At 65.0% G+C, this 20,945-nt stretch carries 21 protein-coding genes and 1 pseudogene; 9 read left to right on the forward strand and 13 right to left on the reverse strand.

Annotated elements, in window-relative coordinates; genetic code table 11:
• Positions 1 to 7 precede the first annotated feature (7 nt).
• Genes ipdE2 through G6N46_RS21590 form a run of 4 tightly spaced genes read right to left on the reverse strand, consistent with a single transcriptional unit; the run spans position 8 to position 3,257 of the window.
• Complete coding sequence (gene ipdE2, locus G6N46_RS21575) at positions 8 to 946, reverse strand: acyl-CoA dehydrogenase IpdE2 (protein WP_064859698.1); 939 nt, start codon at positions 944 to 946, stop codon at positions 8 to 10.
• Between the two features lie 2 nt (positions 947 to 948).
• On the reverse strand, positions 949 to 1,914 hold the full coding sequence (locus tag G6N46_RS21580; RefSeq protein WP_138250849.1) for an acyl-CoA dehydrogenase family protein: 966 nt from the start codon (positions 1,912 to 1,914) through the stop codon (positions 949 to 951).
• 14 nt (positions 1,915 to 1,928) lie between these two features.
• Positions 1,929 to 3,053: an acyl-CoA dehydrogenase family protein gene (locus G6N46_RS21585; RefSeq protein ID WP_138250848.1), complete on the reverse strand. Its 1,125-nt coding sequence runs from the start codon at positions 3,051 to 3,053 to the stop codon at positions 1,929 to 1,931.
• Positions 3,054 to 3,257 (reverse strand): hypothetical protein, encoded by a 204-nt coding sequence (locus G6N46_RS21590; protein WP_138250847.1) that lies wholly within the window; start codon positions 3,255 to 3,257, stop codon positions 3,054 to 3,056.
• A 48-nt stretch (positions 3,258 to 3,305) separates the two neighbouring features.
• Between G6N46_RS21590 and ipdE1 the strand changes: the two genes are divergently transcribed.
• Positions 3,306 to 4,454: an acyl-CoA dehydrogenase IpdE1 gene (gene ipdE1 / locus G6N46_RS21595; RefSeq protein WP_138250846.1), complete on the forward strand. Its 1,149-nt coding sequence runs from the start codon at positions 3,306 to 3,308 to the stop codon at positions 4,452 to 4,454.
• Positions 4,454 to 5,242 (forward strand): (5R,7aS)-5-hydroxy-7a-methyl-1-oxo-2,3,5,6,7,7a-hexahydro-1H-indene-carboxyl-CoA reductase, encoded by a 789-nt coding sequence (gene ipdF / locus G6N46_RS21600; protein ID WP_138250845.1) that lies wholly within the window; start codon positions 4,454 to 4,456, stop codon positions 5,240 to 5,242. Before ipdE1 ends, ipdF begins: the two co-directional genes overlap by 1 nt.
• Before the next feature lie 135 nt (positions 5,243 to 5,377).
• Here the strand turns inward: ipdF and G6N46_RS21605 are convergent, their stop codons facing one another.
• A complete protein-coding gene (locus G6N46_RS21605; protein ID WP_138250844.1) occupies positions 5,378 to 6,619 on the reverse strand; it encodes a CaiB/BaiF CoA transferase family protein in 1,242 nt (413 codons plus the stop codon).
• A gap of 317 nt (positions 6,620 to 6,936) precedes the next feature.
• Between G6N46_RS21605 and G6N46_RS21610 the strand changes: the two are divergent.
• A pseudogene (locus G6N46_RS21610) lies at positions 6,937 to 7,152 on the forward strand (TetR/AcrR family transcriptional regulator); the annotation flags it as partial.
• 111 nt (positions 7,153 to 7,263) lie between these two features.
• On the opposite strand, the gene G6N46_RS21615 reads toward G6N46_RS21610, so the two are convergent.
• Positions 7,264 to 7,893: a hypothetical protein gene (locus tag G6N46_RS21615; protein WP_138250843.1), complete on the reverse strand. Its 630-nt coding sequence runs from the start codon at positions 7,891 to 7,893 to the stop codon at positions 7,264 to 7,266.
• A 672-nt stretch (positions 7,894 to 8,565) separates the two neighbouring features.
• Between G6N46_RS21615 and G6N46_RS21620 the strand changes: the two genes are divergently transcribed.
• The gene (locus G6N46_RS21620) at positions 8,566 to 9,966 is read left to right on the forward strand and encodes an IS1380 family transposase (protein ID WP_163692946.1); all 1,401 of its coding nucleotides are present in this window, start codon (positions 8,566 to 8,568) and stop codon (positions 9,964 to 9,966) included.
• A gap of 398 nt (positions 9,967 to 10,364) precedes the next feature.
• Here the strand turns inward: G6N46_RS21620 and G6N46_RS21625 are convergent.
• From G6N46_RS21625 to G6N46_RS21640, 4 genes are all read right to left on the reverse strand, one after another.
• Positions 10,365 to 11,512 (reverse strand): IS3 family transposase gene (locus tag G6N46_RS21625; RefSeq protein ID WP_109557130.1). Its coding sequence is split into 2 segments (ribosomal slippage): positions 10,365 to 11,245 and positions 11,245 to 11,512, totalling 1,149 coding nucleotides; the frame shifts between segments, so codons are not numbered across the junction.
• Positions 11,513 to 11,576: 64 nt separating this feature from the next.
• A complete protein-coding gene (locus G6N46_RS21630; RefSeq protein ID WP_138250839.1) occupies positions 11,577 to 12,365 on the reverse strand; it encodes a putative alpha/beta hydrolase in 789 nt (262 codons plus the stop codon).
• 5 nt (positions 12,366 to 12,370) lie between these two features.
• Positions 12,371 to 12,679: a DUF2563 family protein gene (locus G6N46_RS21635; RefSeq protein ID WP_138250838.1), complete on the reverse strand. Its 309-nt coding sequence runs from the start codon at positions 12,677 to 12,679 to the stop codon at positions 12,371 to 12,373.
• A gap of 239 nt (positions 12,680 to 12,918) precedes the next feature.
• Positions 12,919 to 13,323: a hypothetical protein gene (locus tag G6N46_RS21640; protein WP_138250837.1), complete on the reverse strand. Its 405-nt coding sequence runs from the start codon at positions 13,321 to 13,323 to the stop codon at positions 12,919 to 12,921.
• A gap of 73 nt (positions 13,324 to 13,396) precedes the next feature.
• On the opposite strand from G6N46_RS21640, the gene G6N46_RS21645 reads away from it, so the two are divergent.
• Positions 13,397 to 14,062, forward strand: coding sequence for a response regulator transcription factor (locus G6N46_RS21645; RefSeq protein WP_064983296.1), 666 nt, complete (start codon positions 13,397 to 13,399; stop codon positions 14,060 to 14,062).
• Positions 14,059 to 15,117: a HAMP domain-containing sensor histidine kinase gene (locus G6N46_RS21650; RefSeq protein ID WP_234880793.1), complete on the forward strand. Its 1,059-nt coding sequence runs from the start codon at positions 14,059 to 14,061 to the stop codon at positions 15,115 to 15,117. The genes G6N46_RS21645 and G6N46_RS21650 overlap by 4 nt, the downstream gene beginning before the upstream one ends.
• On the opposite strand, the gene G6N46_RS21655 is transcribed toward G6N46_RS21650, so the two are convergent.
• Positions 15,072 to 15,968, reverse strand: a complete 897-nt coding sequence (locus G6N46_RS21655) for an IS3 family transposase (protein ID WP_235688655.1) — start codon at positions 15,966 to 15,968, stop codon at positions 15,072 to 15,074. The two genes, G6N46_RS21650 and G6N46_RS21655, sit on opposite strands and share 46 nt — an antisense overlap.
• On the reverse strand, positions 15,965 to 16,297 hold the full coding sequence (locus G6N46_RS28805) for a transposase (protein ID WP_064859989.1): 333 nt from the start codon (positions 16,295 to 16,297) through the stop codon (positions 15,965 to 15,967). Before G6N46_RS28805 ends, G6N46_RS21655 begins: the two co-directional genes overlap by 4 nt.
• A 118-nt stretch (positions 16,298 to 16,415) precedes the next feature.
• Here G6N46_RS28805 and G6N46_RS21660 point away from each other — a divergent pair, with 118 nt between their 5' ends.
• From G6N46_RS21660 to fadA6, 3 genes are all read left to right on the forward strand, one after another.
• Positions 16,416 to 17,939 (forward strand): DUF4153 domain-containing protein, encoded by a 1,524-nt coding sequence (locus tag G6N46_RS21660; protein WP_167526424.1) that lies wholly within the window; start codon positions 16,416 to 16,418, stop codon positions 17,937 to 17,939.
• A 142-nt stretch (positions 17,940 to 18,081) separates the two neighbouring features.
• Entirely contained in the window at positions 18,082 to 18,684 is a 603-nt protein-coding gene (locus G6N46_RS21665) for a TetR/AcrR family transcriptional regulator (RefSeq protein WP_133426418.1), read from the forward strand.
• Positions 18,685 to 18,728: 44 nt separating this feature from the next.
• On the forward strand, positions 18,729 to 19,883 hold the full coding sequence (gene fadA6, locus G6N46_RS21670; protein WP_135356514.1) for a steroid 3-ketoacyl-CoA thiolase FadA6: 1,155 nt from the start codon (positions 18,729 to 18,731) through the stop codon (positions 19,881 to 19,883).
• A 380-nt stretch (positions 19,884 to 20,263) separates the two neighbouring features.
• Here fadA6 and G6N46_RS21675 read toward each other — a convergent pair whose 3' ends face one another.
• Positions 20,264 to 20,881 carry a QsdR family transcriptional regulator gene (locus tag G6N46_RS21675; protein ID WP_234880792.1) on the reverse strand — a complete coding sequence of 206 codons (618 nt, stop codon included), beginning with the start codon at positions 20,879 to 20,881 and terminating at the stop codon, positions 20,264 to 20,266.
• Positions 20,882 to 20,945 lie beyond the last annotated feature (64 nt).

Genomic DNA, 20,945 nt, shown 5'->3' on the forward strand with positions numbered 1-20,945 from the left:
CTCGACGTTAGGCCAGAACTTCGGCTTCGAGGCGACGCAGGTGCTCCCGCGACGACCCGAGCAGCTGCGCACTGCCGTGCGCGCGCTTGAAGTAGAACTGGATGTCACTCTCCCAGGTGATCGCGATGCCGCCGTGCATCTGGATCGCCTCGCCGGCAACGGCATTGAACGCCTCCGTGGCCATGTAGCGGGCCAGTGACGCATTCGTGGGCGTCGGGTCGGCCAGCGCATCGTTGACGATCGAGCGGGCGGCCGAGACCTTGACGTACAGGTCCGACATCCGGTGCTTGAGCGCCTGGAAGCTGCCGATCGGGCGGCCGAACTGCACGCGGTCCTTGGAGTAGGCCACGGTCAGGTCCAGGCAGCGGCTTGCGGCGGCGACCTGCTCGACGGCCATCAGGATGGCGGCGGTGTCCGCCAGGCCCGGGTCGGAGCCGAGGGCGGTGGTGCTGCCGGGGGTCACTGCGGCGAGCCGACGGGTCGGGTCCATCGCGGTGGCCGGCGTGACGGTGTTGTCGGTCCAGCGGGTCAGCTGGCCGTCCTGCGCGGCGATGACCACGTCGGCGACGTCACCGTTGATGACGTAGCCGGCGTCGAAAACCACTGTGCCGATGGATGTTCCCTCGGCCAGGCCTTCCAGCGGCTCTTCCTCACCGGCGGCAAGCAGCGCCAGTTCGGCCAGCGTGGTGCCGAGCAGCGGAGTCGGGACCAGGTTCTTGGCCAGCTCCTCGAGAACGACGGCGGCGTCACCCAGTTCGCCGCCGGCGCCGCCGAGCTCCTCGGGCACGACCAGCGCCGCGGCGCCGACCTGCTCGCACAACATCCGCCAGAGCTTCTCGTCGTAGCCCTTCTCGGACTCGATGGCAGCCCGGACGGCCTCAGGGCTCGCGTGCTTCTCGACCAGCGCCGCGACGGTGGCGCGCAACATCTCCCGTTCTTCGCTCATTGTCACAGCCCTTCCAGTACGCGGGTCCGGTGCCACGTCGAGTCGCCCCACGCCGAGCGCAGCGCCTGCGTGCGCAGCAGCAACAGGGACAGGTCGTGTTCCTGCGTGAAACCGATGGCGCCGTGCGTCTGCAGCGACGACCGGGCGGCCAGCAGCGCGGCTTCGTTGGCCGCGACCTTGGCGGCGCTGACATCGCGGGCCAGCGTGGGCGACCCGTCGGCGAGGGCCAGGGCCGCGCCGTAGGCCAGCGGGCGGGCCAGCTCGACGGCGATGTGCACGTCGGCCAGCTTGTGCTTGATGGCCTGGTACGACCCGATCACGGTGCCGAACTGCGTGCGCTGCTTGGCGTACTCGACAGCCATGTCGAGCATCGCCTGGCCTGCGCCCACCAGTTGCGCGGCGGTGGCCAGCGCGCCGAACTCGAAAGCCTTTGCGGTGTCCGCGGTTTGGGCTTCGCTGGTGGCGGTCACGTCGAACAGGTGACGGGCCGGGTCGACGGACTGGTGCTCTGCGCCGATGGTGGCGTCCTGCACCTGACCGTCCCCGGCCAGCAGGATCAGACCGGCGGTGTCGGCGTCGACGGCCCGCGGGGCCAGCGGCGACAGAGCGACGGTGGCGATGAGCTCGCCCGAGGCCAGGCCTTCCGAACGCTTGTCTGCCGCCAGCAACACCGGGGCCACCGCGATGGATTCGGTGACCGGGCCCGGGACGGCCCAGTAGCCCAGACGCTCAAGGGCGACAACCAGATCCACCGGATGCGCACCGATGCCGTCGAACTCTTCCGGCACGTTCAGTGCGGTGACGCCGAGGTCGGCCAGCGTCGACCAGATCTTGCGGCCGGGGGCGGCGTCGGCTGCCTTCTCGACTCCGCCCCACGCCCGCACGGCGGCAGGCACGTCTGCCGCGCCCAGCGCGGCGTCGATGCTCGCAGCGAAATCACGCTGCGATTCGTCCAATTCAAAGAACACGTGAACAATCCCTCTTATTTGCGGGGCAGGCCCAGCAGGCGCTCGGCGATGATGTTGCGCTGAATTTCGTTGGTACCGGCGTAGATCGGGCCGCCGAGGGCGAACAGCAATCCTTCGGTCCAGTGGTCGTACAGCTCGGCGTCGGGGCCGCGCAGGTCCAGTGCGGTCTGGTGCAGGGCGACGTCGAGGTCGGACCAGAACACCTTGGTCACCGAGGACTCGGCGCCCAGTTCGCCACCGTTGGCCAGGCGGGTGACGGTGCCGAAGGTGTGCAGGCGGTAGGCCTGGGCCTTGATCCAGGCGTCGGCGACGCGCTCGGCGTAGGCGGGGTTCTGGTCGACCTTCCATTGCGCGACAAGGCGTTCGGCCGGGGCGACGAAGCGGGCCGGGCTGCGCAGCGACATGCCGCGCTCGTTGCTCGACGTGCTCATGGCCGCGGTCCAGCCGCCATGCACCTGACCGATGACGTCGTCGTCGGGGACGAACACGTCGTCGAGGAAGATCTCACCGAAACCGGTCTCACCGCCCAGCTGGGCGATGGGGCGGACCGTGATGCCCTCGGCCTTGAGGTCGAACATGAAGTACGTCAGGCCCTTGTGCCGCTGGGCTTCCGGGTCGGAGCGGAACAGGCCGAAACCGCGCTCGCCGAACGGGGCACGCGAACTCCAGATCTTCTGGCCGTTGAGCTTCCAGCCGCCCTCGACCTTGGTCGCGGTCGAACGCAGGGAGGCCAGGTCGCTACCGGACTCGGGCTCGGACCACGCCTGGGCCCAGATCTCCTCACCGGAGGCCATTTTCGGCAGTACGCGCTGCAACTGCTCTTTGGTGCCGTGCGCGAACAGCGTCGGCGCCAGCATCGCGGTGCCGTTGGCCGAAGCCCGGCCGGGGGCGCCGGCCTTGAAGTACTCCTCCTCGTACACGACCCACTGCAGCATGGTGGCGTCGCGGCCGCCGTACTCCTTCGGCCACGCGATGACCGAAAGGCCGGCGTCGAAAAGCACCTTGTCCCAGACTCGGTGCTGCTCGAAACCTTCGAGGGTGTCATAGGACTTGGTGGGGAACTTGTCCCGGTTGGCCGCCAGGAAGTCGCGGACCTCGGCCCGGAATTCCTCGGTTTCGTCGTCGAATGTCAGATCCATTTACCGACTCGTCTCTCCGTTTGTCTTGCCCGTCGCTTCGCTCGCCCGGAGCAGAGGTTTGACCACTTTTCCTCCAGGGTTGCGCGGCAGCGTCTCGAGGAACGCCATCGAACGCGGTGTCTTGAAGTTAGCCAGATGTTCTTTTGTGTAGGTCTGCGGTGGGGTCTGCCGACCGGGCTGCTGGGTGCCGTCGGACCCACTCATCGGAACTCCCTCTAACAAAGCAAGTGCTTGGTAGGTTAGCCTACAAGGGTGATAGAGGTCCAGACGTTCCGGGCCGAGGTCCGGCAATGGCTTGCCGACAACCTCGTCGGTGAATTCGCAGCTCTGAAAGGCCTTGGTGGCCCCGGTCGGGAGCACGAGGCTTACGAAGAACGACGCGCGTGGAACCAGCACCTGGCCGCGGCAGGCCTGACCTGCCTGGGCTGGCCGGAGGAGCACGGCGGTCGGGGACTGTCAGTCGCGCACCGCGTCGCCTTCTACGAGGAGTACGCCAAGGCGGACGCCCCGGACAAGGTCAATCACCTCGGTGAGGAACTGCTGGGGCCGACGCTCATCGCGTACGGCACTGAGGAGCAGAAGAAGCGCTTCCTGCCGAACATCCTCAATGTCACCGAGCTGTGGGCCCAGGGTTACTCCGAGCCCGGCGCCGGTAGCGACCTGGCCAACGTCTCGACGTCGGCTGAACTGGTCGGCGACGAATGGGTGATCAACGGCCAGAAGGTGTGGACCTCACTGGCGCACTGGGCGCAGTGGTGCTTCGTGGTGGCCCGCTCCGAGAAGGGCTCCAAGCGCCACCACGGCCTGTCGTATCTGTTGGTGCCGCTGGACCAGCCGGGCGTCGAGATCCGTCCGATCGTTCAGCTGACCGGTGACTCCGAGTTCAACGAGGTGTTCTTCGACGACGCCCGTACCGACGCGTCGCTGGTGGTCGGTGAGCCCGGGCAGGGCTGGGGCGTGGCGATGGCCACCCTCACCTTCGAGCGTGGTGTTTCGACGCTGGGCCAGCAGATCCGTTATAAGCGTGAGCTTGAGGGCCTGATCGACGTGGCCAAGCGCACCGGCGCCATCGAGGATCCGCTGATCCGCACCAAGCTGGCCGAGTCCTGGACCGGCCTGCAGGCCATGCGGTCCTACGCGATGGCGACCATGGACGTCGAGCAGCCGGGCCAGGACAACGTGTCAAAGCTGTTGTGGGCCAACTGGCATCGCGAGCTCGGTGAGATCGCCATGGACGTGCAGGGCATGGCCGGCCTGACGCTGCCCGGCGGCGAGTTCGACGAGTGGCAGCGCCTGTACCTGTTCTCCCGTTCGGACACCATCTACGGCGGCTCCAACGAAATTCAGCGCAACATCATCGCCGAGCGTGTGCTCGGCCTACCCCGAGAGGCCAAGGGCTGATGGATCTTTCAGTTGCACCCACCGAGGTTGAAGGCCACGGCCTGCTGAAGGGCAAGGTCGTCCTCGTGACGGCAGCCGCCGGCACCGGCATCGGCTCGTCCACTGCCCGTCGGGCGCTGTTGGAAGGCGCCGACGTCGTGGTGTCCGACTACCACGAGCGTCGCCTCAACGAAACGCGTGACCAGCTGGCCGCACTCGGCCTGGGCAAGGTCGAGGCCGTCGTCTGCGACGTGACCTCGACCGAGGCCGTCGACGCCCTGATCACCGCGGCCGTCGAAAAGATGGGCCGCCTGGACGTATTGGTCAACAACGCCGGCCTCGGTGGCGAGACACCGCTGGTCGACATGACCGACGACGAGTGGGACCGCGTCCTGAACGTCACGCTGAACTCGGTGATGCGCGCGACCCGGGCGGCGCTGCGGTACTTCCGCGGTGCTGAGCACGGTGGTGTGATCGTCAACAACGCCAGTGTCCTGGGCTGGCGCGCCCAACACTCGCAGTCGCACTACGCCGCCGCCAAGGCCGGGGTGATGGCCCTGACCCGTTGCAGCGCAATCGAAGCCGTCGAGTACGGGGTGCGGATCAACGCGGTGTCCCCGAGTATCGCGCGGCACAAGTTCCTGGAGAAGTCGGCCGATGCCGCGCTGCTGGACCGGCTGTCCTCCGACGAGGCATTCGGCCGTGCCGCCGAACCGTGGGAAATCGCCACCACCATCGCGTATTTGGCCAGTGACTACTCCAGTTACCTGACCGGTGAGATCATTTCGGTGTCGAGCCAGCGGGCGTAGTTTCATCCGGCCGCGAGGTTCGGATATATGTATTTGCCCGCCTAGTTGCGACAACTCTGTCGCAACTAGGCGGGCATTTTCATGTGTGGCTGGATCGCGATCTCGCGAGCCTGACCTGGTGGCGGACCCTCCCGATCAGATGATCTCCTGCTCCTGCAAGCTCGCGATCCGCGCCGCGTCATAGCCCAGTTCGCCCAGTACCTCCGCGGTGTGCTCGCCGATCAGCGGCGGCGCGAGGCGGATCGTCGCAGGCGTCGCGCCCATGCCCGCCAGCGGGCTGCCGATCAGGTCGACCGATCCGGCGGCGGCCCACATGTGCGGAGTCGTGGCGCGCAGGCCCCGATGCTGCACCTGCGGATCATCCCAGACCTCTGCTAGATCGTTATAGCGCGCGGCCGGGATGCCCACGCTGTCGAACTTCGCCTGCAGCTCCTCCGTCGTGAACTGCCGGCTCCACACGTTGATGATGTCGATCAACTCCGCGCGATTGATCTTGGCCCGCTTGGCGTTGGTGTCGAAGCGCGGGTCGGCGTAGAGCTCGGGCCGGCCCATCAACTCCGCCATGCGCCGCCAGTGGGCGTCGCTGCCGGCCGTAATGTACGTCATGCCGTCGCGCGCATGGATGAGGTCGGCGGGTCCGCCGCCGTTGCCACCATTGCCCAGACGCTCCGCCTGGACGCCGCTGATCAGATAGTCCTGCATGATGTGGCAGATCATCGCCACGGAACTGTCGAGCAGCGCCATGTCGATGTGCTGGCCCTCGCCGGTGTTGTTGCGATGGTTCAGCGCGGCGAGGATCGCGATGGCGCTGTTGTGGCCGGTCACGAAATCGACCAGGCTGGGACCGGCTTTCACCGGACCCGCGCCGGGTTGGCCTTCGGGGATGCCGGTCACGGCCATCATGCCGCCGCTCGCCTGGAACAACCCGTCGTAGCCCGCGCGCGCCGCCATCGGCCCGGTCTGGCCAAAGCCGGTGATCGAGCAATAGATGAGGCGGGGATTGATCGCCTTCAGGCTCTCGTAGTCCAGCCCGAACCGCTTGAGGTCGCCGACCTTGTAATTCTCGATCAGGATGTCCGCGGTCTTGACCAGGGCACGCAGGATGTCCTGCCCCTCCGGCTTGGAGTGGTTGACCGTGATCGACCGCTTGTTGCGGTTCGACGCGGTGAAGAAGCCGGACTGGCGAAGGTCCTTGCCATCCTTGCCCTCGACCGAGGCAAGACCGTAACCGCGCCCTTCGTCACCGCTGCCCGGTCGCTCCACCTTGATGACGTCAGCGCCGAGGTCGCCCAGTATCTGCGCGCTGATGGGGCCGGCGAAGACGCGGGTCATGTCGATGACCCGGATGCCCTCCAGGGCAAGCTGTGTCGTGCTCATGATCTCCTGCTACTCATCCATTTCGAGTCGTGCTGCGCGCAAGCATAGGGCTCGAATCGAAGCGCCCGACGCTTTACGCATCCCATCTATCGGTCGCGGTCGAGAACCGCGCGTGTGACCTCGCCCGCTCTCAGGGCCGCGATCGCCTCAACGTGCGCGACCCCTGTGAGCACTCGATCTTTGTGTACGTAGTGGCCAAGTCAACACCGGCCCGACCTACCCTAGCAAGCGCTTGGTTTCCATGCTGTCGAGATGGCGTCTCCATCGCCAGTCAACCCGCGAGCAGGCGCGACGAGCTACTTCAGCTCGCCGCGGCGATGTTCGCTGAGCGTGGGCTGAAGGCAACCACTGTCCGGGACATCGCAGACTCGGCAGGAATCCTGTCAGGCAGTCGCTACCAGCAGTTCAAATCGAACGAACAGATGGTCGAGGAGGTCACGCGGGACTTCCTTGATCGGTTGTTCAGCCGGTACGAAGAAATCATCGCCACCGAGCCGTGGGAGGTCGCGTCGACCATCGCATTCCTGGCCAGCGACTACTCCAGCTACCTGACCGGCGAGATTATCTCGGCGCCCAGCCAGCGGGCTTAAGTTTCCTCCGCGAGCGGACGTAAAACTGTCGATTTCGACGCGAATTCGATAGTTTTACGTCTGCTCATGGCGTTCGCGGGCACGCGAATGCTGCTCGTACGCTTCAGTTTTTGTGATCCAGTGCCGACGCCCGAAGTACATCGCCAGGTAACTCGCGGGGAATAGCCCGAAGGTCACGATCGAAACGAGTACGAACTGGACGCGTTGGCCGGCGGCCACCGGATTGTGGAGGAGTTGATCACGGTAGCCGAACCCGACACCAGCCACTATCGCCACGAATGCGGAAACGGCAGTTTGGCATAGGCCGCCCTTTCCCGTCATTAGCGCGAACACTGGGTACATGAATATGGCGATCGCGAACAACAGTTGCCACCAAGCTTTTTTGGTGGTTACGCGGCCGCCGTATGGTTGGATGTGGTCACTGTAGAAGGTACGCGGCTTGCCGCCGATGTTGAGGAACGACGTATAGCGATATGCAGTGAAGGTGATGGCCGCAATTGCGCATACGCTGCCGCCCGCTGCTGGCCCCAAGCCGCGCGGAAGGCCGATGAAGAAAGTTGTGATCGTTGTGATCGTTGCGCCAGCCCAGAAAATTCGGCCGGATGCGTCGAGGTCATCCCGGAACGCAGCGAGCGCCATCATTGCGAGCCCGAAGAAGGCGGGGGCCAATATCCAGTTGCCCATGGCTACCCCATTATCGATTTGTAGATGTCACTAGTCCACTTTTCCCCGTAGTAAGCGCCTATCGTGCCGAAAACTAATCCGCCGGCAAAAGCCCCAACTGGGCCGGCAGGCGCGCCGAGCCAGGCCCCAAGTTCGCCAGCGGCCCACGCAGTCCCCATACCGCCAGCGGTTTTGGTGAGGACTTGACCCGCAGGCATGCCGTGTTGCCATTCATATAGTCCGACTCCGAGATCCACGAGGTTTCCAGCAACGCCTAGCTTGCCGCCGATCTTCTCGAGTGCCTCGATATCGGCTGCGCTGTATATCTGGCTTGACTGGTTCCAGGGGTGGCCAGGTCGCATTGAATCGGCCGTCTGGGCCACAGATATTTCGGCGCCAGAGAGACCTTTCCCAGCCATTGATGCGCCCTCGACTAGCTCCTTTGGAATCTGGCCATGCGACATGCCCGCAGCAGCTTGGGCTGCCCCTTGTGGTGACATGCCTGCCTGTTGAAGTTGCTCCTGCACTCGGGCGATCACCATGGTGCGGGCCTGCGCCTCGGATTGGTCTAAGCCTCGATCCACCGATGAACTGACTGTTTGGTCGGGTGTCGTAACGAGGAAAGTGCCTTCTGAGCTGGGATGATGAGTGTTCTCTACGCACTTATCGGCACAACTCGGAAAGGCACTTCCAGTGCAAGTGTCCCACAGGTTCACCGCGTCGTCGGCGGTCTTTGATGATGAGCATCTCGTGTCGTGCGCGGGCCTGGTGCCGGTGATGACGTTGGCAGAGCAGAGTCGCCTTTCGGCGTTGTTGGAGCACAAGATTCGTTTCACCAGCGAGCGGATCAAGTCCGGGGCGGCCAACCCGTCACCGAAGCTGGCGACGGTGATCGCCGGCATGTGCGTCGGCGCGGACAGTATCGATGACCTCGACGTGGTCCGCAGCGGTGGAATGAAAACACTCTTCGACGGGGTGTATGCGCCTTCGACGATCGGAACCCTGTTGCGGGAGTTCACCTTCGGGCATGCCCGTCAACTGGAGTCAGTTCTGGGTGCACATCTGGGTGCCCTGTGTGAACGCGTGCTGTTGCTGCCCGGCGCCGATCAGCGTGCGTTCATCGATATCGATTCGCTGCTGCGCCCGGTCTACGGACACGCCAAACAGGGCGCGAGCTACGGGCACACCAAGATCGCCGGCCGCCAGATCCTGCGCAAAGGTCTCTCGCTGGTGACCACGATCAGCACCGAACACAGCGCCCCGGTGATCGCCGGAGCGCGGTTGCGCTCGGGCAAGGCCAACTCCGGCAAGGGAGCGGCCCGGATGATCGCGCAAGCGGTGGCTACCGCCCGTGCCGCCGGCGTCACTGGTCAGATCCTGGTGCGCGGCGACTCGGCCTATGGCAACAGCGCGGTGGTGTCCGCGTGCCGCCGTGCCGGGGCCCGGTTCTCGCTCGTGTTGACCAAGACCGCGGCGCTGACCGCCGCGATCGAGCAGATCGACCAGGACGCGTGGGTACCGGTGAACTATCCCGGTGCAGTGCGCGATCCCGATACCGGCGCGTGGATTTCTGATGCTGAAGTCGCCGAAACTACCTACACCGCTTTCACTTCCACGAAGACCCCGATCACCGCACGACTGGTGGTACGCCGGGTCAAAGATGCGCGCATGGCCGATGGGCTGTTTCCGGTGTGGCGGTATCACCCGTTCTTCACCGACATCGACCTACCGGTCGATCAAGCCGACATCACCCACCGTCGCCACGCGATCATCGAAACCGTGTTCGCCGACCTGATCGACGGACCCCTGGCCCACATGCCCTCGGGGCGGTTCGGCGCCAACTCCGCCTGGATCCTCTGCGCGGCCATCGCCCACAACCTGCTGCGCGCCACCGGCGTCCTGGCCGGAGGCTCTCACGCCGTTGCCCGCGGTGCCACCCTGCGACGGCGCATCGTCAACATCGCGGCCCGACTGGCCCGACCACAACGCCGAGCAGTCCTGCACCTACCCGCCCACTGGCCCTGGGCCCGACACTGGCTTGCACTGTGGCACAACACGATCGGACGCCCACCCCCACAAACCGTGACATCCTGACCACCGCCGCAAGGCCCAACCCGAGGACACCACAGGAAAAGCTGGGCAGACCAGCAGCTAACTGCCGCCCACAGCAAAATGATCCCGACCAGAACCGAAAAGTCCTCACAGAATCAGTCAGTCCACGGATCGAGGCTAAGGCCGCCGTCGCTTGATCTGGTGTCAGACCAGGCTTGTCGAGTACACCGTGCTCCAGTTTCGACTGCAATTCCAAACGAGCGCGAGCGCGCGTGCGAGCGTCGCCGCCCAGTACCGGATCGGTAGGCAATGGGCCCACGGATTGGGCCGTCGTGAAATCGTCGAGTCGTTCGCTCGCGTAGCGCTTCGCTTCCGGTGTGGCTGGCGAGTCCCCGATTCTGAGTCCACCCGGAATTAGAGTCGGGTTTGTTGATCCAGATTCAGTTGATTTCGCAGGCCATCGGGGTGTGACTGCACGTACAGACGGCAGCGTACTCGGCGGGTGTTCGGTAGCCCAGCGCCGAGTGCCGGTGCCGCAGGTTGTGGTCAGCCTTGAAGTCCCCGATCACCACTCGGGCCTCCATCAGGGTGTTCCAGTGATTGCGGTTGAGGCACTCCTTGCGTAGTCGGTTGTTGAACGATTCGATGTAGCCGTTGTTCCACGGCGTGCCCGGCGGGATGTAGGACAACCCGACCTTGCCGTCGCAAAACTGTTGCAGCGCAGCCGAAATGAACTCAGGGCCGTTGTCCATCCGCAACACCATCGGCGGCCCGCCGGCCGCGGCGAACACCTTCTCCAACTCGGCCACCAGTCGCTGCGCGGTGATCGACCGCTCGACGATGTTCAGCAGCGACTCACGGGTGTGCTCGTCAAGCATCGACGCGATCTTGATGGCCTTGCCGTCGACGGTGGAGTCGAACTGAAAATCGATGGCCCACACCACCTTCGGCGCATCCGCGATGACCTCCGGTGGGCACGATGACACCCCCGACCGCTTGCGCGGCGAGGTGACCTTCACCTGCAGACCTTCCTCGCGCCAAAGCCGGTGGATCTTCTTCTTGTTCACCTCACGGCGCTCGTCGTACCGCAACGCCGCCCAGGCACGCCGGAACCCATGACACGGGTGTTTGGTGGCGTACGAGCGCAACCAAACCCGCATATCGGCGTCCGGATCGGACGGGGTCAGCGCCATCGGCAGGTTTCTGTAAGTGGAGCGGGCCAGCCCAACGGCCTTGCACGCCAACCGTTCCGACATGCTCAAGGTGTCCTTGAGCATGTCCACGGCGCGGCGCTTGGCAGCTGGGCTCAGAATTTTCCCTTCGCAACCTCCCGCAACGCGTCCTTCTCCAGCTCAGCCTCGGCCAACAGCCGCTTGAGGCGGGCGTTCTGCTCGCGCAGCTCCTTGAGCTCGCGGGCGGCGTCGGTGTCCATCCCGCCGTAGGCGCGGCGCCAGTTGTACAACGTCGCCGGCGATACGCCCAGCTCGGCGGCGATCTCCTCGCCAGTCTTGCCCTCGGCAGCCAACTCGTCCGCGCGGCGCAACTTGCGCACGATGTCCTCCGCGGAATGCCGCTTGCGTCCAGCCATGTATCTCATCGTCCCTTCTCGGCCCGAAACCGGGCCACGGGACTCTAAAACACGCTGGACTCATTCACAGGGAACACGCCATGGCGTTTGGATTGGTGGCGGTTGCAAAGTCGCGCAGTCGGTTTGACGCTGCCTGCTTTTCAGGTGTCCACGCTCCGGGCGCATTTACGAGAGCTTCGTCGGCAGCACGTTGGCTGGCACCGTACTTATCGGGCGCTGATTGCGCGGGCGCAGTGCCGATGCCATCGGCTCCCGTAGTGGGATCGGCTGCGTAGCCTTCGGCGACCATCGCGGTCCGGGCCTTGCTGAGTTCGTCCGTGTAGGCCGTACGGATTGCCTTGGCTTCGTCGACTGCGGTCCGAGTGCGACTTTCCGCCGCACGCTTGAGATCCTCCCACTCCGCGTTCTTGCCTGTCCTGGACGCTTCCTCAATCCGCGCATCGATCTGAAGGTCATAGGACTTCAGTGCGCCTTCCAAGAGAGATATCGAGGTGGCGGAGCTGCGCTGGGACTGCGCTAGTGCGGCAGCAATGCTCTCAAGGCTGACCGCGAGCTTAGAGATCTGCAATTTGCTGAGGTGGAGACTATCCGTAACGCGAACTACTTCGGCGGCGTCGTTGATCGGGTGACCGCCACCGTCCTGGCGGTCCCACGCTGATCCGAAGCGCTGTTTGGCGATAGTGAAATCATGTTCGGTCTCGGTAATGCATCCACTCGCATTTCTGAATGCGGTTGCCAACTCGTCAATTTCACCGGGCGCGCCGCTTTGGATGGCACTGTCCATTTGCCATGGGTCACCGCCGGCGGCACTGACCAATTCTTGGATGCTGAGATGTTTTAGCTCAATCGACATGCGGGCTAGATCGAATCGGCTGCCGTATTGATCGAGCCTGCCCCCGCTGCATCCTGAACCTCAAAAATCGTTGCGGCCGAGTTGGTGCGTTCCGCCAGCGAATCCAGAACTGTACGGAAACCACTCAGCGTGGTCGTATGCGTTTCGTGGCAGTCGACGAGTGATCGGTGGAAGTCGTGGGCGTCATCGAAATCCCCGAAGATGCCCGCTGATATCGAGGCATCAGCAAAACGGCCCGCCCCTTCATGCGCGATAGCGCCGGCGCTCTGGGCGAAGGCTGCGCCCATCCGCAGCAGATCGGAATCAACGTACATCGGTCCCCCTGACCTGTCTATAGCCCCCCTGACCTGTCTATAGACAGGTTACCGCCTCCTCGTAGGGGTCATATGCGGAAGTTTGTCGCGGTCATTGCAGTGTGAAGCCGTGTCGTTCGAGCGGGCGCAGGGTTGACGCGTCCGTGCCTTCCACGAGAAACAACCATGCCATTCCAGTCTCATCGGTGTGGGTCGCATATCGATACCTGCCCTCGAGATGAGGTGTGTCGACGGCCAGGTCAGTCGGCGTGGCGTATACGGCGACGTATGTAGATGGTGATCCGGGCTGCCCCATACACATAGCCCACTCCTTGGCACGACTGAGGATCTCGCTCGTTTGGTGCAAGTTGATCACCGCCGGACCGCCGCATGCAGCAGTGATAAACACGAATCCCTTCTCGGATTCGAGTGGTGACGACGCCGGCGCGACCGACGGTGACGGGGCTGCTGACGATGTGGTTGGTGTCGGCGACACCGACGTGGATGAGGCTGAAGTTGATGCTGCCGGAACCGCCTTTCCGCCCGTCTGACCACAGCCCGTAAGGCATGCGGTGACGGCCAAAACCAGCACAGCCAGCGACAATCTGACAGTGGAACGCGGTACGCGACTTTCCTTCACGGCCACAATCGTAGTTGGCGGCCATCTCCGTAAGTCTCCACAGTTTCTTCACAATCACTGCCGGTAAGCCCCACAAACCGCGCTTACAGTCGGAAAGCGTGAAGCGAATCCTGGTGGTCGACGACGAGCCGACGATCTTGTCCTCGGTCGCCACCCGCCTGCGGGCCGAGTCGTTCCAGGTGGAGACGGCCGTCGACGGGCCTTCGGCAGTGGCCGCGGCGGCAGCGACACAGCCCGACCTGGTGGTGCTGGACGTCATGCTGCCCGGCTTCGACGGGTTGGAAGTCTGCCGGCGCATCCAGGCCGAGCGTCCGGTGCCGGTGCTGATGTTGACCGCCCGCACCGACGAGACCGACATGCTGATCGGTCTGGGGATCGGGGCCGACGACTATCTCACCAAACCGTTCAGCATGCGCGAGTTGGTTGCGCGGGTGCGGGTGTTGCTGCGTCGGGTGGACCGGGCGGCCGGGGACCAGCCGCTGTCGGTGGGGGAGTACCGCATCGACCTCGCCGAACGCCGGGTGCACCAGGGTGATATCGAAATCCACCTCACCCGAACAGAATTCGATCTACTGGCCTTCCTCGCCGGTCGTCCCAGAGCCGCGGTGGACCGCGAGACGCTGCTGGAGCACGTCTGGGGCTGGGGGTCGGGCGCCGAGACGCGCACGGTCGACAGCCACGTGAAGGCGTTGCGCCGCAAGCTCGGTGCCGAGCTCATCCGGACCGTGCATGGGGTCGGCTATGCCCTAGAGGTACCACGGTGAGCACCTTCGGCGAACTATGGGACCGGCTGCCCCGGCCGCTGGATCCGTTCGCGTCCTTCAAGATCAAGATGGGACTGCTGGTCGGCGGAGCAATCCTGTTGGCGTCGTTCACCTTCTGGATCGGCGCGAGCTGGCAGTTCCGATACGCGCTGCTGTCCGCTCTGCTGACCTCACTGCTCTTCACCCAGTTCATGGCCCACGGCATGACGTCTCCCTTGCGGCAGATGACCGCCGCGGCCCGCGCGATGGCCAAGGGCGACTACAGCATTCGGGTCCGCGCCACGTCGCGTGATGAAGTCGGCCAACTCGCAACGGCATTCAATCAGATGGCAGCCGATCTCGGCGCCGCCGACGAGTACCGGCGCGGGCTGATCGGCAACGTGTCCCATGAATTGCGCACGCCCATCACCGCATTGCAGGCCGTCCTGGAGAACGTGGTCGACGGTGTCGTCGAGCCGGACGCGCAGACGATGCGGTTGGCGCTGTCGCAGACCGAACGGCTCGGTGAGTTGGTCACCGATCTGCTGGACCTGTCGCGCCTCGAAGGCGGGGCAATTCCTTTACGGATCAACCGGTTCGACGTCGAGGCCTTCCTGCGTGCCGCCGTCGAGCACGTCTCTGTTTCCGCCGATGACGTGTCGGTCGCGGTCGAGGTGTCACCACCCGGTTTGACGGCGCTGGCCGATCCGGCGCGGCTACGGCAGGTGGTGGTCAATCTGGTGGACAACGCGATTCGGCACAGCCCGCCCGGCAGCAGCGTGACGGTGCGGGCGACGCGCGATGCGGGGGGATTGCGGCTCGAGGTGGCCGATCAAGGTCCGGGTATCGCGCCGGCAGAGCGTGAGCGGGTGTTCGAACGGTTCACCCGCGGCGCCACATCTGATGGCGGCACCGGTCTGGGGCTGGCGATCGCCCGCTGGGCCGTCGAATTGCACGGCGGGGTCATCGATGTGGTGGAGACGACGGTGGGATGGGCCTTGCCCCCATGTAGTGGACACGGGATTTGTGGTTACGCGGCTACTGGCAGCGTAGCCGGTGTTAGGGTCCTTTCGTAGGTCGCAGGGCTGGAATAGCGGCACCGGGAGTGCCGTCGTTTGGTGTTGTAGCGAGCCAGCCAGCGGAACACTTCGCGGCGGCAGGTAGCAGCGTCGGGCCAGTGGCTGCGGTCCTGCAGGATCTCGCGTTTGAGGGCGGCGTTGAACGATTCGGCCAGCGCGTTATCGGCACTTGACCCGACGCCACCCATAGACTGGGTGACCTCCAAGTCACGGCAGAGGTTCGCGAAATCCCTTGAGGTGTACTGACTTCCGTGATCTGTGTGGAACACTGCACCGGTCAGGGAGCCGCGCAGCCGCAGCGGCTTTGAGGGCATCTTCGACCAGTTCGGTGCGCATGTGCTCGGCGATCGCCCACCCGCCACCCGTCCGGAGAAGCAGTCGATCACGGTCGCCAGATACAGATTCGAACCGCTTGCCAATGGCAGGTAGGTGATGTCGCCGACGTACTTGACGTTGGGTGCCGCGGCGGTGAAGTCCCGGTTGAGCAGGTCCGGGACTTTCTGTTTGGCCGGATCCGGCGTGGTGGTCTTCACCCGTCGCCGGCGGCGGTAGCCGGCGATCCCGGCACTGCGCATGACCCGGGCCACCCGCTTGTGGTTGACCCGCTCACCGTCGGGTGCACCGTCGTTGAGTTCAGCGGTGATCCGCGGCGCCCCGTAGGTGTTGTCCTCATCGTGCACGGTGCGGATACGCGCGGCCAGCGCCTTGTCAGCGGCCTGGCGGGCGGCGCGTCCGTCGGCAGCGGCCAACCAGGCGTAGAACGATGAACGCGCAACCTCGACGACTGCGCACAGCCACTTCACCTCGAAGGTGTGCAGGTGGTCGGCGACGAACTGGAAGCGGCTCACCAGTTCGTCTCCCCGGCGAAATACTTGGCCGCCGACCGCAGAATGTCACGCTCGGTAGACAACCGAGCCTCCGTGGCGCGTAACGCCTTGTTCTCGGCCCGTAGCCGGGCCAGCTCCTGCTCTGGGGTCTCAACGCCGGGGCTCGGCTGTGCTGCTGCGGTGGGGTTGCGGTGCCTGATCGGCACCCCGGCGGCTTTGCACCACGCTGAGAGCGTCACACCGGAGATGCCGAGTTCGTCGGCGATCTGCGTGATCGTGGCGCCCTCGGTGTCTCGGTACAGCGCTACCGCGTCCCGTTTGAACTCGTCAGGGTAATTTTTCCTTGCCATCGTGGTGGATCATCTCGCTTCCCCCGCCAACCTTGCGGGATTCAGCGTGTCCAACACACGGGGTCAAGTCCCGATGCCGCTTCAGGGTGAGCATTCCGGAATCAGAGGAGCGGTCCGCATGACGATGTTGATGGGATATACAGGGCCGCCGATGGTCCCTCCGCTGATCGGGCCGGCACTGCCGCGCCGCGGTGAGCCCGGTTGGACGATGTTGCCGCGACGGGTGTGGCCGATCAGTCCGCTGGCGACAGCGCCACACCGGGTGGTGATGCTCGCCGTGGTGGCCGGTCTGCTCGGTACTGCGCTGTGGCGGCCGTCGTCTTTGAGCGTCGGCTACCTGGCCGTCGGGGTGATGGTCTTCGCCGTCGTCTACGGCACCGCCGAGCGCCGGCCGACGCGCACCGAATGGGCCGGTATCGCACTGACGTTGGCGCTGCTGGCAGTTCCCGCCTTACTCGCCGCCGACTGGCTGGGCGTGCTGTGCATCATGGCGGCCTGGATCGTCGGGTGGTGCACGCTGTTCGGCGGACGTACCTGGACCGCGGTCCTGACCGCGCCGTTCCTGGCGTGGGCGCTGCCGGCCCGTGTCCTCGGTTGGACGCGGCGTGGATTGTCCGGTCGGGTGGGTATCGCAAACCCGGTTCGCGTTGCCGTTGTCGGCGGTCTCACAGTGCTGCTGACCTTGGTGTTCGGTGGGTTATTTGCCTCCGCGGACGCGGCTTTTGCGCATCTGGTGGGCAAGCTGGTCCCGCGGTTCGACGGTGTCGACGTCGTCGCCCGCGTCGTCGTCTTCGGCATGGTCGCGGCGTTCGTCCTCGGTGGTGCCTACCTGACCCGGTTCGCGCCGCGGCTGGATGTCCTCGCGCCCAAGCCGATGAAGCCGGTGCCGCGCTGGGAGTGGGCCGTCCCGCTGGGGGTGCTCGATGCGCTGTTCATCGCGTTCGTCGCGGTGCAGGCGGCGGTGCTGTTCGGCGGTCATACCCACGTTCTGGAAACCGAGGGGCTGACGTACGCCGAGTACGCCCGGCAGGGCTTCTGGCAGTTGTTGTGGGTGTCGGCGCTGACGCTGTTGGTGCTGAGCGGCGTGATCCGGGTGGCGGGGCGTGTCACTGCGGGTGACCGCCATGTACTCCGAGTGCTGGCCGGAATCCTCTGCGCGACTTCGGTTGTCGTCGTCATCTCTGCGATCCACCGCATGTGGCTCTATCAGCAGGCGTACGGCTTCAGCACGGACCGGCTGATGGTGATCACCATCGAACTGTGGTTGGGTGCGGTGTTCCTGCTCGTCGCGGTGGCGGGGGTGCGGATGTCGGGGCGCTGGCTGCCGCACGCAGTGTTGGCGGCCGGAGTGGTGGCACTGCTTGGACTGGCTGCGCTGAATCCGGAGCGCCTCGTCGCTGATCGCAACATCGACCGCTTCGAGCAGACCGGCCAATTCGACGCCGAGTATCTGTCGCGGCTGTCGTCGGACATTGACCCGGCACTGCATCGGCTACCTGAGCGTGTCCGCGCGTGCGTCCGCTCGAACTACCCGCATGACGACCCGTGGTACCTGTTCAACCTGTCCCGCTCGAACGCGGACCGGCCGGTGGGAACGGAGTTACCCGACTATTGCGATCAGTACTGGTCATCTCGCTACTAGCGGGCCGTCGAACCTGAGCTTGTGTGCGAAAAATCGCCGATTCTTGGCACACAAGCTCAGTTTCGGCGGGGAAATGCGCAGTGGTAACAGTCACTAGCCACCAAAATCGACCTAACAAGCGCTTGGTTGCTATGCTGTGTCGATGGCGTCACCACCGCCCAGCCAACCCGCGACCAGGCGCGACGAGCTTCTTCAGCTCGCCGCGGCGATGTTCGCTGAGCGTGGGCTGAAGGCAACCACCGTCCGGGACATCGCAGACTCGGCAGGAATCCTGTCAGGCAGTCTCTACCATCACTTCAAATCGAAGGAACAGATGGTCGAAGAGGTCATGCGGGACTTCCTCGATTGGCTGTTCACCCGGTACGAGCAGATCATCGCTACCGAGCCCGATCCACTGGCGCGTTTCAAGGGTCTGTTCATGGCGTCATTCGACGCCATCGAGCACCGGCATGCGCAGGTCGTCATCTATCAGGACGAGGCGAAGCGGCTCGGGATCCTGCCGCAGTTCGCTTTCGTCGATGAGCGCAATCGCCAGCAGCGCAAGATGTGGGTCGACGTCCTGAAGCAGGGAATGGCAGAAGGCGTTTTCCGGTCCGACCTCAATGTCGACCTGGTGTACCGCTTCATCCGTGACACCACCTGGGTGTCGGTGCGCTGGTACCAGCCGGGCGGCAAGTTGACCGCGGAAGACGTCGGGCAGCACTACCTGACCATCGTGCTCGGCGGCGTCGCGGTAGCTCCGTAACGCCTTGCCGCCAAATGAGTTTCACCCAACGAAGGAGATGAGAAATGGCCGCATCTGAGGCGTACGTCATCGACGCTGTGCGCACCGCCGTCGGCAAGAAGGGCGGTGCCCTCGCCGGCTACCACCCGATCGACCTCGGTGTGGAGGCGTACCGCGGGATTTTCGCGCGCAACGACATCGACCCCGCTGCGTTCGACGACGTCATCGTCGGTTGCGTCGACGCCATCGGTGGCCAGGCCGGCAACATCGGTCGCCTGACGTGGCTCGCCGCCGGCTACGACGAGGCTGTCCCCGGCACCACCGTCGACCGGCAGTGCGGTTCCTCACAGCAGGCCATTTCCTTTGGGGCCCAGGCGATCATGTCCGGCACCGCCGACCTGATCCTCGCCGCCGGCATCCAGAACATGAGCCAGATTCCGATCAGCTCGGCCATGATCGTCGGCGAGCAGTTCGGCTTCACCTCGCCGACCAACGAGTCGAAGCGCTGGGTGGAACGCTATGGCGACCAGGAGATTTCGCAGTTCCGTGGCGCCGAGATGATCGCCGAGCAGTGGGACATCTCCCGTGACGAGATGGAAGAGTTCGCGTTCAACAGCCACCAGCGGGCGTTCACCGCGATCCGTGAGGGCCGCTTCGACAACGAGATCATCCCCGTCGGCGACTTCAAGGTCGACGAAGGCCCGCGTGAGAGCACCCGGGAAAAGCTGGCCTCGCTGAAGCCGTTGGTCGAGGGTGGTCGCCTGACCGCCGCGCTGGCGAGCCAGATCTCGGACGCGGCGTCGGCGACGCTGCTGGCCTCCGAGGCCGCAGTCAAGGCCCACGGACTCAAGCCGCGCGCCCGTATCCACCACATCAGCTGCCGTGGTGACGACCCGGTGAAGATGCTGACCGGCCCCATCCCCGCGGCCAAGTACGCGCTGGAGAAGACCGGCCTGAGCATCGACGACATCGACGTGGTGGAGATCAACGAGGCGTTCGCGCCCGTCGTCCTGGCGTGGGCCAAGGACCTCAAGGCCGATCTGTCAAAGGTCAACCCCAACGGCGGCGGCATCGCGCTGGGCCACCCGCTCGGCGCCACCGGTGCCAAGCTGTTCGCCACCATGCTGAACGAACTGGAGCGCACGGGCGGCCGCTATGGCCTGCAGACGATGTGCGAAGGCGGCGGCACCGCCAACGTCACCATCATCGAGCGCCTCTGATACCAGGCACGCCGAAACTGCCCCTTTCCCTTTGGGAGAGGGGCAGTTTGCGTCTCGCGGGTTTACCGGTTCGGGCAGCTGGGCATTCGGGAACCATGTTGAAGTCCATCGTCGTCATGGCCGTAGCCGCAGCTGCTCTCGGCGCCAGTGCCTGTTCGAATGAATCGCCGCCGCCGTCGAAGCCCACCTCCAGCACGAGCACGACGGTGACCTCGACGGAGATCATCCCGGGCTATCCGGTCGGTCCGTCGACACCGCCGACGACGCCGTCGACGCGCGCCAGCACGAGCACCAGCACCGTGACGGTCACCGAGCCGCCCAGCGTGACGATTCCGCCACCGGTGCCGGTCATGCCGGCTCCGCCCGGGGTGGGGCGCTGACTATCCGGGCCGGTGCCCCAGCAGCGCGCCGATGGCCTGCTCGGCCTTGCCGACCTCCAGCGGTTCGCCGGTGATGATGTCGGCGTAGAGGAACGACTCCACGATCCGGACGATGAGGAACGCCAGGTCGCGCGGGGGCAATGGCGCATCCAGTTGACCCGCGGCGATCTCATCGTTGAGTAGGTCTTCGATCGCGGCGACGAGCCGGCCCTGCAAGGTCCCGGCGCGCGTGGCCAGAATCCGCAGGGCGCGTTCGGGTTCGCGGCGCAGGAACGCCTGGAAGAAGCCGGCTTCATCGATCACCGTGGCGTAGTGGCCGACGGCCCGTGCGATGTGTGCGGCGCCGTGGCCGGGGGACGACTCGATCGAGGCCTTGAGCGTCGGCTCGGCCAGTGACCACAGGATTTCGGCCAGCAGTTCGTCGCGCCCGCCGAACCAGCGGAACAGCGTCGCCCGGTTGATGCCGAGTTCGGTTGCCAGTTCCTGCATTTCGATGCGGCGACCCTCGAGGAACCAGCGGCGCGCGATGCGGAACGCCTCGAGCGGGTCGGGTCGCCTGTCGGTCGACGCCAGCATGCGTCCCAGCGGTGTCTCGCTGATGGCGCACCTCCTGTTCATCCCGCGGCCTCCGCATCATGGTAGCGGCTGATGTCTGAGTGAGATATATCTCGATCAGTCTCGA

The sequence above is a fragment of the Mycolicibacterium phocaicum genome, assembly GCF_010731115.1.
Taxonomy (GTDB): Bacteria; Actinomycetota; Actinomycetes; order Mycobacteriales; family Mycobacteriaceae; genus Mycobacterium; species Mycobacterium phocaicum.